Annotated in this window: 9 protein-coding genes; 2 read left to right on the top strand and 7 right to left on the bottom strand. The window is 70.7% G+C overall.

All coding sequences use genetic code 11. The features are described 5' to 3' along the window. Positions 1-90: 90 nt before the first annotated feature. The 7 genes from QRN44_RS07785 to QRN44_RS07755 form a co-directional block, all read right to left on the bottom strand. Positions 91-720, bottom strand: a complete 630-nt coding sequence (locus QRN44_RS07785) for a response regulator (RefSeq protein WP_285038766.1) — start codon at positions 718-720, stop codon at positions 91-93. After that, a complete protein-coding gene (locus QRN44_RS07780) occupies positions 717-1,991 on the bottom strand; it encodes a sensor histidine kinase (protein WP_285038765.1) in 1,275 nt (424 codons plus the stop codon). The genes QRN44_RS07785 and QRN44_RS07780 overlap by 4 nt, the downstream gene beginning before the upstream one ends. An 85-nt stretch (positions 1,992-2,076) precedes the next feature. After that, positions 2,077-2,937, bottom strand: coding sequence for an ABC transporter permease (locus tag QRN44_RS07775; RefSeq protein WP_285038764.1), 861 nt, complete (start codon positions 2,935-2,937; stop codon positions 2,077-2,079). Beyond that, complete coding sequence (locus tag QRN44_RS07770; RefSeq protein WP_285038763.1) at positions 2,934-3,857, bottom strand: ABC transporter ATP-binding protein; 924 nt, start codon at positions 3,855-3,857, stop codon at positions 2,934-2,936. The genes QRN44_RS07775 and QRN44_RS07770 overlap by 4 nt, the downstream gene beginning before the upstream one ends. A 221-nt stretch (positions 3,858-4,078) precedes the next feature. Then, positions 4,079-4,651 carry a hypothetical protein gene (locus QRN44_RS07765; RefSeq protein WP_121293007.1) on the bottom strand — a complete coding sequence of 191 codons (573 nt, stop codon included), beginning with the start codon at positions 4,649-4,651 and terminating at the stop codon, positions 4,079-4,081. Positions 4,652-4,743: 92 nt separating this feature from the next. Next, the gene (locus QRN44_RS07760) at positions 4,744-6,084 is read right to left on the bottom strand and encodes an MATE family efflux transporter (protein ID WP_285038762.1); all 1,341 of its coding nucleotides are present in this window, start codon (positions 6,082-6,084) and stop codon (positions 4,744-4,746) included. Positions 6,085-6,149: 65 nt separating this feature from the next. After that, a complete protein-coding gene (locus QRN44_RS07755) occupies positions 6,150-9,050 on the bottom strand; it encodes a VTT domain-containing protein (RefSeq protein ID WP_285038761.1) in 2,901 nt (966 codons plus the stop codon). 150 nt (positions 9,051-9,200) lie between these two features. Between QRN44_RS07755 and QRN44_RS07750 the strand changes: the two genes are divergently transcribed. Together QRN44_RS07750 and argG are read left to right on the top strand one after the other, a co-directional pair. Beyond that, positions 9,201-11,180 carry a M13 family metallopeptidase gene (locus tag QRN44_RS07750; protein WP_285038760.1) on the top strand — a complete coding sequence of 660 codons (1,980 nt, stop codon included), beginning with the start codon at positions 9,201-9,203 and terminating at the stop codon, positions 11,178-11,180. A 362-nt stretch (positions 11,181-11,542) separates the two neighbouring features. Beyond that, entirely contained in the window at positions 11,543-12,982 is a 1,440-nt protein-coding gene (argG, locus tag QRN44_RS07745; protein ID WP_285038759.1) for an argininosuccinate synthase, read from the top strand. The last annotated feature ends 269 nt before the right edge of the window (positions 12,983-13,251 follow it).

Below are 13,251 nucleotides of genomic sequence, written 5' to 3'. Positions count from 1 at the left end.
GGAGGCCTTCGTCGGTCGGCCTTGCAGCGCGAGCTGGTCGAGGTCGAAGTCGTCCGACCCGCCCCGTGGCTCGCGCCGGTGCGGTGCGGCTCAGAGCAGGCGGAGCTCCTGGGCGCGGGTGACGGCCCGGGTCCGGTCGGCCACCTCGAGCTTCTCGAAGACGTGCAGCAGGTGCGTCTTCACCGTCGACTCCGAGATGAAGAGCGCTGCCGCGATCGCGCGGTTGCTGTTTCCGGCGGCGACGAGCGCGAGGACCTCGAGCTCGCGGGCGCTGAGCTGCGGGCGGGTCGGTGCCCCACCCTGCATGCGGCCGACGAGCGTCTCCGCGATCGTGGGCGCGAGCACCGTCTGACCGGCGACCACTGAACGGATGCCGGCCAGGATCTCCTGCTCTGGCGCCGCCTTCAACAGGTAGCCTCCGGCTCCGGCCTCGATCGCGCCGAGGATGTCGTCGTCGGTCTCGTAGGTCGTGAGGACGAGCACCCGGACGCCTGGCACGCGCTGCACGATGCGTGCTGTCGCCTCCGCGCCGCCGAGGACCGGCATGCGCAGGTCCATGAGCACGAGGTCCGGCCGGTGCTCCTCGGCCGCCGCGACCGCCGCAGCGCCGTCCGCCACCTCGGCCACGACCTCGAGGTCGTCCGCGCGCCCGAGCAGTGCGACGATGCCCGATCGCACGATGGGGTGGTCGTCCGCGACGACGATCCTGATCCGTGTCATCGTGTGTCCTGTCTGGTCCCTGAGCTTGTCGGAATCCCGGTCCCTGGGCTTGTCGAAGGGCCCGCTTCGATCGTCACCGGCACTCGCACCCGAACCGTCGTCCCCGCTCCGGCGGCACTCGTGAGTTCCACCGTCCCACCGAGCAGCGTCACCCGGTCGTGCATGCCGTGCAGCCCGAAGCCCGCGCCCGGGCTGGTCCCGAGGAGCGCGCGTTCCGGGTCCGCGATCCCGCCCCCGTCGTCGGTGATGCGCAGTTCGGCCCAGCCGTCGTCGACGCTGAGCACCAGCTCGACGCGGTTGGCGGCGGCGTGCTTCCGGATGTTCGCGAGCCCCTCCTGGGCGCTCCGGAGCAGCACGACCTCGGGTGCCCGCTCGAACCGTTCGGACGGGGCGTCGATGTCGACGGCCACGCCGGTCTCGCGGGCGAACCGCTCGCCCAAGCGTCGGAGGCTGTCGCCGAGGGTCGTGTCGGCAGCGGGCATCGCCGCCGTCGTCGCCACGAGGGACCTCGCCTCGCGGAGGGCGTCGCGCGCCGTACTCTCGATGAGGTCGATGCTGTCGAGGGCGGCGACCGGGCGACCGTCCAGCGGGGAGGCGTCCGGCGTGCCTGCGACGGTCGCGCCGACCTCGGAGCGGGCCCGTTGAGCGAGCAGCACCACGCTCGTGAGGCTCTGCGCGATCGTGTCGTGGATGTCGCGCGCCATGCGTTCCCGTTCGGCGGCCGCTCCGGCTTCCCGGCTCGCCAGTTCCGTTTCGGCCTGGGCCGCCTGCAGACTGACCAGGAGTCGTGCCTTCTCGTCGCCGAGCTCGGCGATCCGGGTGATCCAGAGACCGAGGGACAGCGCGAAGACGAGTGAGACGCTCTGGATCGCGAGCCCCTGCAGGATCACGTCGGGGGTGGCGCCCAGCCCGACGATGAAGCCGACGGCGAGGGTCGCGGCGCTCGCGATGTTGAGGATGATCGCGTTCCGGGTGTTCGGTGTCAGCACCCACAGCAGCGGGAACACGAGGCACTGCAGGGTCAGGACGTTCGGGGAGAACGCCGTCCCGACGGCGGTGAGCGCGATGAGGGTGATCGCGAACCAGAGTCCGCCCTGCGGTCGCTCCAGGGTGCGTCGCCCGACCGTGTAGTACACGAGGCAGAGTGCCGCCAGCACGATCCAGACGCCGACGACCCGTTCCGATGCCCCGGCCGCGCTGACGCTCACGAGCGCGCCGACGATCACGCACCCCGCGGCGAACGCGACATCCCACCACCGTCGTCCGTCCATGTCCCAACCCTCCCATCCTGCCCGCGAACTGTCACTTCCTGCTGGTTCCGGTGGCGTACACCCACCGGAACTGACAGTTCGCGGGCTAGGAGCGGCGGACCCAGCGGAAGGTGAGTCGGGTGAGGACGAGGCCGACGATCGCCCAGACGACGAGGACGAGCGCGACCATCGGGAGGTCCCAGCCACCGGACGGCTCCTGTGAGGCGAACCCCTCCGGCAGGAAGACGGAGCGCATGCCCTGCGCGATCCACTTGAGCGGGAAGACACTGGCGACGTTCTGCAGCCACTCGGGGAGCATCGTGAACGACAGGTAGACGCCGGAGATGAACTGCAGCACGAGCACGATCGGGATGATGACGGCCGTCGCGCTCTTGCCCGTGCGGGGGAGCGCCGACAGGGCGATGCCGAGGACCGCCGACGTGGCGATGCCGAGCAGGTAGACCCAGGCGAAGGTGAGCCACCGCTCGGGCTCGGTCGGCAGGATGACGTCGAACAGGAACCGCGCGACGAGGAGCAGCAGCGCGATCTGGAGCACCGAGGTGACGAGGACCTGCCCCATCTTCCCGAGGAAGTAGGAGATGACCGGGAGCGGGCTGCCGCCGAGACGCTTGAGCGTGCCGTCGCTCTTCTCCGTCGCGATGTCGGTCGCGAGGTTCTGGACGCCCGAGAGGAGGATGCCCGCGGCGATCATGCCGGGCAGGTAGAAGGCGGCCTGACTGACCCCGCCGGTGCCGTCGGGTGCCTCGCCCACGTTCCCCATCGCGCTGAAGGCGGTCGAGAAGATCGCGAGCATCACGACGGGGAAGAGGAAGGTGAAGAACACCTGGTCGCCGGAGCGGAAGTAGATGCGGGTCTCGTAGCCGATCCGGCTCGCTCCGAGTCGGAGGGTGCGTCCTCGGGGGAGTGCCGGGACGAGGGGGGTCGTGGTGCGGTCGATGGCGGTCATGCGCCGACTCCTGTCGTGGTGACCTGCGTGGCCGGTGACGGTGCTGCTGATGGGGTGGTCGACGACGCAGCGCCGTCGGCCGCGTGGACGAGCCCGAGGTAGATGTCCTCGAGGCTCGGACGGATGACCTCCAGGTCACGCGGTTCTCCACCTGCGGCAGCGGTGAGGGCGGCGACGCGGGCAGCCGGAGTCTCGGTCCGTTCCTCGCGGAGGCCGTGCTCGTCGCGCCAGCGCACCACCGGGATCCGGGCCTCGGCGCCGCCGATCTCGTCGACCGCGCCGATCTCCACGAGTCGACCCGCCGCGATGACGGCGACGCGGTCGGCGAGCTGGGCGGCTTCGTCGAGGTAGTGGGTGGTGAGGAGGATGGTCGTGCCGTCGCGCTTGAGCGAGCGGATGAGGTCCCAGAACTGCCGACGCGCCTCGGGGTCGAACCCGGTCGTCGGCTCGTCGAGGAAGAGGAGGGCCGGGCGGCCGACCACCCCGAGGGCCACGTCGACCCGGCGACGCTGACCGCCCGAGAGCTTGCCGATGCGCGTGCCCGCCTTGCTCGTGAGCCCGACCGCCTCGATGACCTCGTCCACATCCCGCGGATCCGCGTAGTACCGGGCGAACTGTGTGAGCTGCTCCCGGACCGTGACGTTGGCGGCCTCGGCGCTCGACTGCAGGACGATGCCGAGGCGGGCCTTCCAGTCGAGACCGCCCTTCGCCGGGTCGACACCGAGGACGCTCGCCTCGCCGCCCGTCCGGTGCCGGTAGCCCTCGAGGATCTCGATCGTGGTGCTCTTCCCGGCACCGTTCGGGCCGAGTAGGGCGAAGGTCTCGCCCGTGTGGATGTCGAAGGAGACCCCGTCGACGGCGGTGAAATCGCCGTACTGCTTGCGCAGCTCGCGGACCTCGATGATCGGTCGTGTGCTCATGGTGACCATGCTCGTCCGCTGCGACGCGCGCCGGTAGCGGTGGAGGGGCTGATCCTCGTATCCACCGATCGGTTGATACGGGCATGGACGGGCGCCGACGTGGCCGCACCGCGGTACCCGGGTCGAGTGCTGTTCTTCCTGGCCCAGTTGAGCCGCGCCGACGGGAACGCCCGCCCACCCTTGCGCGGGTGGGCGGGCGTCGGCCTGGCAGGGCGGAATCGCTATCCGGCCAGCGCGGTCGCAGCGATGACGACCAGATCCTCCACGTTCTCGAAGCCCGCGGTCTCCTTCGTGAGCGTCGTGAACGGCACGCCGACGACGGTCTGCCCGTCGATCGAGGTGGTGAAGGTACCGCCGGCTTCGGTGACCTCGCCGCCCGCGGCGGTGGCGTTGGCAGCGGCCGCGGTGAGTGATGCGGCACCGCCGGAGAGGACGGCGTAGCTGCCGGAAGCCGCGCCGGCTTCGAAGCTCAACATGCACACGACCGGCAGATCGCCCACGACGGTGGCGGGTGTGAAGGAGGCCTTCGCAGCAGCGATACCGGCTGCCGGGACGGACACGCCGCTCGCCGCGCTGAGGGTGTTGACCTGCTCCTCCGTGCACTTCGCGCCGCTCGCAGCGGGCGCCTCCTCGGTGGCCTCCGTCTCCGGCTCACTGCTCGCCGAGGAGGTCGACGCGGGCTTGGAGTCGGACGGTTCCCCACCGCTGCAGGCGGAGAGCCCGAACAGTCCGAGGACGGCGACCGCGGTCACGGCGGACACGCGGAGGCGGTGGTGAGCGAAGTGGAGTGGCATGGTGGTTCCCCCTGAGCGGTGTGGATCGATGTCGCTTCCAGACTGGCGTGCCGGCGTTGCGGCCTCAATGGGGACAACTCCCCAATCGTCGTTCAGGCGCCGGTGCGCATCCAGGTGGTCGTCCGGGCACGGAGGCCGAGCGTCGTCGCCCGCGCACCGAGATAGCCGACGAAGAAGGCGAGCGCCAAGCAGGTGAGTCCCGCCTGCCCGCCGGGTGCCCAGGCGAGGACCGCGAGCGCGAACGGCAGGAAGACGAGCGTGTTGAGCAGCCCGGTGATCGCGAGGTACCTCGCGTCGCCGGCGCCGATGAGGACGCCGTCGAGGACGAAGACGACGCCACCGAGTGGGGTGGTGACGGCGAGCACGACGATCGCGGGCACGATGAGCGCCGCGAGGTCGGGGTCGCTCGTGAAGAGCAGGCCGATGACCGGGCTCGCGAGGCCGATGACCAGACCGAGCACGATCCCCGAGCCGACGCCCCACTGCAGACAGCGGATGAGGACGGCGCGCACCCCTGCCACGTCGCTGGCCCCGAGTCCCTTGCCGACGAGCGCCTGCGCGGCGATCGCGAGGGCGTCGAGCGCGAACGCGAGGGTGGCGAAGAGGGTCATGACGAGCTGGAACCCGGCGAGTTCGTCGGTGCCGAGGTCGGTCGCGACGAACACGGCGATGAGCATCGCGGCGCGGAGGCTGACGGTGCGGAGGAACAACCACCCGCCGGAACGGGCCGCTCCACCGAGGCCGGCGCGGTGCGGGCGGAGGCGCGCTCCCGTCCGGCGCACGTGACGCAGGACGACGACGAGGTAGGCGACGACCATGCCCCACTGCGCGATGACGGTGCCGATGGCGGATCCCGCGATGCCGAGTCCGAGGCCGTAGATAAAGAGGAAGTTGAGGCCGATGTTCGCTGCGAACCCGGCGCCGGCGACCACGAGGGGGGTGGTGGTGTCCTGCAGGCCGCGGAGGAGCCCGGTCGCGCCGAAGACGAGCAGCATGGCGGGGATGCCGAGCATCGAGATGCCGAGGTAGGTGTCGGCTTGCTGGGCGACGTCGTCCGTCGCGCCGAACAGCCCGACGAGCGTGGGGGAGAGGAACCAGCCGGCCGCACCGATCACGACGCCGAGCCCGAGCGACAACCAGAGGCCGTCCACCCCGAGCGACACCGCGCCGCGCTCGTCGCCGTGCCCGAGCCGACGGGCGACCGCCGGTGTCGTCGCATAGGCGAGGAACACCATGAGCCCGATGACCGTCTGCAGGACCGCGCTCGCGACCCCGAGGCCGGCGAGCGGTACGACGCCGAGGTGACCGATCATCGCGGAGTCGGCGAGCAGGAACAGCGGCTCCGCCATCAGCGCCCCGAGCGCCGGGACCGCGAGCCGCAGGATGTCGCGGTCGACGGGCCGCAGCCGTCGCCTGTCCTGTCCCGTGGTCACCCGCCGAGCCTAGCTGCGGGTGGTGACACGCCGCTTCGCCGTCCGAGACGGGACGAGTCGACGGCCTACCGCGCGAGCAGCGATCCGCTCAGGCCAGGGAGGTCGCGCAGGCGGATGCCGGTGAGGAATCCCGCGGCAGCGGCGTAGGCGACCCGCGGTTGGTCGGCGTCCTCGCGGCAGGCGAGGAACAGCGGCACGGTGGCGGCGCCCAGGCGCTCGGCGACGTCGGCGATCTCGGTGAAGCCGACGAGCGGGTCGACCCGGTGGGCGATGCCGGCCATCGTGCGCACGGCGACGCCGTCGGGCTCGGTGCCGTCCTGTGCCAGTCCGGAAGCAGCGAACGAGACCATGGACGCACCTTCGGACGAGAATCGTCGGCAGGCGTCGGTCAGGGCCCGCTCGACGGCTCGGCCGGTGCGTTCCCCCGACGCTGTACCCGCACGCGTAGCCGTGTCGACGTCGTCGTCCGGCAGAGCACGACGGACCGCGTCGAGCGCCCACCCGTGCACGATGCCTCCGGCCCCGGGGATCGGCAGCCAGGACACCGCCGCGAGCACGGTGCCTGCGGCGTCGGTCACGACGGAGACCCGGACCGCGGCAGCCGACTCCTGGTCGTCGCCATCGGGGGCGTCGATGCTCGAACCCACGGTGAGACCGAGCTCGGGCACGTGCCGGTCGGACACCCACACCGAGGACAGCGCGCGGATCTGGCTGCGGAGCTCCCACGGCAGTTCGCGCGCGGGCAGCAGGATCGAGGTCGTCGAATCCGCGCCGATGGCTCCCGTCGCATCGTCCGGACCAGCGGGTTCTGGTGCATCCGCCTCGCCGAGGTCGAGCACGAGGTCTCGACCGAGCGGCGACACCCGCCACCCCTCGGGCACGATGCGCGCGTCGCGAGTGGCGAAGACCGCCGGGGTGAGCCCCTCCTGCTCGGCCGCCGTCGCGAACGCCGACACCGCTGCTGCTGCACCGCCGGGGTCGCCGATCGGCTCGCCGAGGACCAGCGCGACGCCGGCGTGCTGCTGGTAGGCGACCGCGTGTCCGCCGTCGGCCGTGACGAACACCCGGTTCTCGGGGCGGAGCGCCGAGGCCGCCAGCGGTCCGCCGCCGTGTTCGCGCAGCAGCTGCGCCGCCCGGGCGCGTGCTCGCCGCGCACCAGGACCGATCGCCCCCGGCAGGCGTCGCCTGGTCTGGTTCGCCGCGACCCGGAACGCGTGGCGCGACAGTCCGAGGACCACCGCCTGTCCCACCCACAGGACGCTCGCGGAGATCCAGATGGTCGACGCCACGACCGGCACCTGGGCCAGCCAGGCGAGGGCGATGAGGGCGAGGGTGACCAGCAGGTTGCCGACGGTGAGCACCATCGCCGCCCACCAGGCCCAGCGATGACCACGGCGGAGCCAGTTCGCGATCACCAGGATCGCGACGGTGTCGAATCCGACGTCCAAAATGGAGCCCTGCGTCAGGCTGGTCGAGCCGAGCGGCCCGTCGAGCGGCACCAGCGTGACGAGCAGCTGCACCGCACCGATCACGAGCAACCCGGCGACCGCGAAGAGTCGCCAGTCGCGCATGGTGGGTCGCGGGGTCGACCGGTGCTCGCCGAGGAGGAGGCGGGCCACGATCACGAAGACGACGGTCGTGATGAAGTGCTCGAGGTCGTCGATCTTCCCGATGTAGAGGAGCGCTATCGACACCCACGACAGGAGCAGCAGCCGCCAGCGCAGCCGGTAGGGGGAACGCATGAACGCGGTCGCGGTGGCGACGCAGGCCAGGACGCCGCAGCTCGGACCGACGTCGAGCGTCGTCACGAGGGACTGCGCCCACGGCCAGTCGAGCCGAGCCAGCGCCAGGGCCGCGCCGAGGGCCCCGAGGATACCGACGAGATGGCCGGCCACGAAGATCGCCGACGCCCGCAGCGTGCCGAATCGGACCTCCACCCACCCGCCGAAGACGGCCGCGCCGACGATCGCGATGAGGTAGGCGAGCGGGTCGGCGGTCATGAACATGCCCGTCAGGACCGTCCACCAGCGCCCGGCTTCGAGGCTCGGCACCCCGTACGCGAACGCCGGGTGCCAGGCGGCCTGGTCGATCGGGCGCCACAGGCCACCGGTCACGACGCCGAGGGCGACGAAGACGGTGACGAAGGCGGTGGTCGCGGGGGTCGTCCGCAGGGCCCAGCGCAGCGGCGTCAGGACGACGGCGATCGCGGCGCGCAGATCGGTGCGGGCGGGGGCCGAGCCGGCGGCCCGGGTGTGCGGCGTGTCTACGCGGTCTCCGGCGTCGGTCGTGGCCGAGGCCGGGCCGGATGGCGACAGCAGTTCGTCGAGCTCCGCCTCGGTCATCGACACGGGCGCGCGATCGGCGGCCGGCTGGGCAGCCCGACGACGGATCCGGAACACGACGACCACCGCGATCATGACGGCCGCGGCGCCGGCCAACGCGAGCGCCGCCCAGGAGAAGCGGTGCAGGAACTCGGTCGCAGCGCTCCCCAGGATGGTGACGACGGTCACCACGAGTGAGGCCCAGGCGATGCCACCCGCCGCATTGGCGACGAGGAAGTGCGGGTACGTCATGCGGAACATACCGGCCAGCGGTCCGGAGAAGATGCGGAGGACCGCGATGAACCGTCCGACGAACACCGCCCACGGGCCCCACCGCCGCATGAGGTGCACCGCGGCGCCCAGCCGCTTCGGCCCCACGTGCTTCGGGAACCTGCGGTTCAGCACCGACAGGAGCCGCCGACCGTAGCGCTTGCCGATCCAGTACCCGATCGAGTCGCCGAGGATCGCACCACCGGCGGCCGCAGCGGCGACGAACACCGGATTCAGGCCGCTCGACGCGGCGAGGAGGGTCGCCCCGATGAGCACGGTCTCTCCCGGCAACGGCACGCCGAGGCTTTCGACCGCGACGACCAGGAAGACGACGAGGAGCAGGACGCCGGGCGGGAAGTCGGCCAACCAGTCCACGCGGGCTCCTTCCGGCCGGGTGGGTCAACGGTAGTCCCTCGTTCCCCGAAGCGCTCGCGACGCTCCTCCACAGGACTCCGTCCAGAGCGGCACGCCCGCTCTGAGAGAACACCCGAGCCGTGGTCGGGTGCCGTCGCTAGGCTGATCCGCATGACTGACGCGCAGCTCGCCTCCGGCATCGACCGCTCCGAACTCGACCCGGCCGTGCGGCCGCAGGACGACCTCTTCCGCCACGTGAACGGCAAGTGGATGGACCGCACCGAGATCCCCGACGACAAAGCTCGATGGGGATCGTTCCACCAGCTGGCGGAAGACGCCGAGAACGCCGTCCGCGACATCATCGAGGAGTCGCAGACGAACCCCGACGGCGAGGAGGGCGTGAAGATCGGCGCCCTGTACGCGAGCTTCATGGACGTCGACCGCGCCAACGCCCTCGGAGCGACCCCGCTCGCCGACCAGCTCGCCCGCGTCGCAGCGGTCGACTCCATCGAGTCCTTCCTCCGTCTGTCCGGCGAGTTCGAGGCGGAAGGGGTCGGCGGCTTCCTGCAGCTCTTCGTCGACAACGACCCGGGCAACCCCGAGCGCTACCTCGTCTTCGCCGAACAGGGCGGCATCACGCTGCCCGACGAGTCCTACTTCCGTGAAGATACCTTCGCCGAGATCCGCGACGCCTACCGCGCACACCTCCAGACGATGTTCGAGCTCGCCGGCATCGACGACGCCGCCGCACGCGCCGACCGCGTGTTCGCCCTCGAGACGGCGATCGCGTCCAAGCACTGGGACAACGTCGCCACCCGCGACAGCGAGAAGACGTACAACCTGTATTCGTGGGACGAAGCGGCGGCGCTCGCCGCGGGTGCCGACCTCGACGGCCCGGACCTCGCCGTCTGGCGCGACGCGATCGGCGCCGCCGACGCGGTGTTCGCCGAGATCGTCGTGCGCGAGCCGAGCTTCCTCGAGGGCCTCGGCGAGCTCCTCGTCGCGGAGCAGCTCGAGTCCTGGAAGGACTGGCTGGCCTGGAAGGTCGTCCACGGTGCCGCTCCGTACCTCTCCGAGGAGTTCGGTCGCGCCAACTTCGACTTCTACGGCAAGACCCTCACCGGCACGCCGCAGCAGCGCGAGCGCTGGAAGCGCGGCGTCTCGCTCGTCGAGGGCATGCTCGGCGAGGCCGTCGGGCGGATCTACGTCGACCGACACTTCGGCGCCACGTCAAAGGACGAGATGGACGTCCTCGTCGGCTTCCTCGTCGAGGCGTACCGCGACAGCATCGAGAACCTCGAGTGGATGAGCCCCGAGACCCGCACGCGCGCGCTGGAGAAGCTCGACAAGTTCACGCCCAAGATCGGTTTCCCCGTGAAGTGGCGCGACTACTCGGCGCTGGAGCTCGAAGCCGACGACCTGCTCGGCAACGTCCGTCGCGCCAGCCGGTTCGAGATGGACCGCGAGCTCGGCAAGATCGGTAAGCCACTGGACCGCGACGAGTGGTTCATGACGCCGCAGACGATCAACGCCTACTACAACCCCGGTTTCAACGAGATCGTGTTCCCGGCCGCCATCCTCCAGTACCCGTTCTTCGACGCCGGCCGCGACGCCGCCGCGAACTACGGGGCCATCGGCGCGGTCATCGGCCACGAGATCGGGCACGGCTTCGACGACCAGGGGTCGAAGTTCGACGGCGACGGCCGACTCACCGACTGGTGGACCGAGGCCGACCGCGCGGCGTTCGAGGAGCGCACCGCGTCGCTCATCGAGCAGTACAACGCGCTGGCTCCGGCCCAGGTGCCCGACCACCACGTGAACGGCGCCCTGACGATCGGCGAGAACATCGGCGACCTCGGCGGGCTCGGCATCGCCTGGAAGGCGTACCTGCTGTCGCTCGAAGGCGCCGAGCCGCCGGTCATCGACGGCCTCACCGGCGCGGAGCGGTTCTTCCTCTCCTGGGCGCAGGCCTGGCAGCAGAAGGGGCGCGACGCGGAGGTCATCCGACTGCTGTCGATCGACCCGCACTCGCCGAACGAGTTCCGCTGCAACCAGATCGTCCGGAACATCGACGCCTTCTACGAGGCGTTCGGCGTCACCGAGTCCGACGCCGCATGGCTCGCCCCCGAGGAGCGCGTCACCATCTGGTAGTGCCGCGTCTCGCGGAGCCTGTCGCCCCCTGCCGATGACCCCAGTAGTGGGACATGTGGGAGGGCGGTCGACGCTGCGAGAATCACTCTGGAGTCGACGAATCGTCATCCCGATGCACTCGAGAAGCTCATGGCGCGAGACCCGAACAGCGCCTGAGTGGACCTGGTCCGATCCGTCCGGTTCACAGCAGCGTCGCCGTCGATATCGCCGCAGCCCCCGCCGTCCCCCGGCCCGGGCGAGGCGGTACCGGCGGCGACGTGCTCCGCTCCGGTTCATTCGCCCATTCCTGGGCGAGTGGGCCTTCCGTCGCCCAAGAATGGGCGAATGAACACCGTGGCGCGTGAACCCGTAGAATCGCAGGCGTGTCTAAAGTCTTGAGCAGCCTCCCCGTCGGCGAGCGCGTCGGCATCGCCTTCTCCGGAGGTCTCGACACCTCCGTCGCCGTCGCCTGGATGCGCGAGAAGGGTGCCGTCCCGTGCACCTACACCGCCGACATCGGCCAGGCGGACGAACCGAACATCGGCGCCGTCCCCGACCGCGCCAAGGAGTACGGCGCCGAGATCGCGCGCCTCGTCGACGCGAAGTCGGCGCTCGTCGAGGAAGGCCTCGTCGCCCTCCAGTGCGGTGCGTTCCACATCCGCAACGCCGGCAAGACGTACTTCAACACGACGCCGCTCGGTCGCGCCGTGACGGGCACCATGCTCGTCCGTGCGATGAAGGAGGACGGCGTCGACATCTGGGGCGACGGCTCCACGTACAAGGGCAACGACATCGAGCGGTTCTACCGCTACGGTCTGCTCGCCAACCCGCGCCTGCGCATCTACAAGCCGTGGCTCGACGTCGACTTCGTGGGCGAGCTCGGTGGCCGCAAGGAGATGAGCGAGTGGCTCGTCGCCCGCGACTTCCCGTACCGCGACTCGACCGAGAAGGCATACAGCACCGACGCCAACATCTGGGGTGCCACCCACGAGGCCAAGCGCCTCGAGGAGCTCAGCTCTGGTATGGAACTCGTCGAGCCGATCATGGGCGTACCGTTCTGGCGTGAAGACGTCGAGATCGCCTCCGAGGTCGTCACCGTCACCTTCGAGGCCGGTCGCCCGGTCGCGCTCAACGGCGTCGAGTACGCCGACGCGGTCGCGCTGATCCTCGAGGCCAACGCCATCGGTGGTCGTCATGGCCTCGGCATGAGCGACCAGATCGAGAACCGCATCATCGAGGCGAAGAGCCGCGGCATCTACGAGGCCCCCGGTATGGCGCTCCTCCACATCGCGTACGAGCGTCTGCTCAACGCGATCCACAACGAGGACACGGTCGCCAACTACCACAACGAGGGTCGCCGACTCGGCCGCCTCATGTACGAGGGCCGCTGGCTCGACCCGCAGTCGCTCATGCTCCGTGAGTCCATCCAGCGCTGGGTCGGCTCCGCCGTCTCCGGCGAGGTCTCCATCCGTCTGCGCCGTGGCGACGACTACACGATCCTCGACACCTCGGGCCCGGGCCTCAGCTACCACCCCGACAAGCTCTCGATGGAGCGCGTCGGCGACGCAGCGTTCGGTCCCGACGACCGCATCGGTCAGCTCACCATGCGCAACCTCGACATCGCGGACTCGCGCTCGCGTCTCGAGCAGTACGCAGCGGCCGGCATCGTCGGCGGCGCGACCGCGGACCTCGTCGGCAAGCTCGAGCAGGGTGAGGCGCAGGAGATCCTCGGCGGCGAACTCCTCGACCCGACCGCGGACGCCCTCGAGCGCGCGACCGACCTCGCTTCCGAGGGCGCCGCGTTCGACTCCGGCACCGACTAGTCGCACCACGTAACGCCGAACGCCCGCCGCACTCCAGGAGTGCGGCGGGCGTTCTGTCGTGGTCCCTCCCGTTCCGTTCTCAGGAGTCCTGCGACGTGTCGACCTGCCACCACGCCGACACGCCGGACGACTCCTGAGTTGGGGACGGCGGGGGTTCACAACTCAGGACCGGTGCGGCGCGTCCCGCCGGACACGCCGGGTGGCCGATGTGACCCGCCGGGGCCGTCCTGAGTTGTGAACCGGCCAGGCCTACGCGGGGACGGGTGACT

It is taken from the genome of Plantibacter sp. lyk4-40-MEA-4 (assembly GCF_030209415.1).
Classification (GTDB): Bacteria; Actinomycetota; Actinomycetes; order Actinomycetales; family Microbacteriaceae; genus Plantibacter; species Plantibacter flavus_A.
This window is presented reverse-complemented; position numbering and strand designations above follow the sequence as displayed.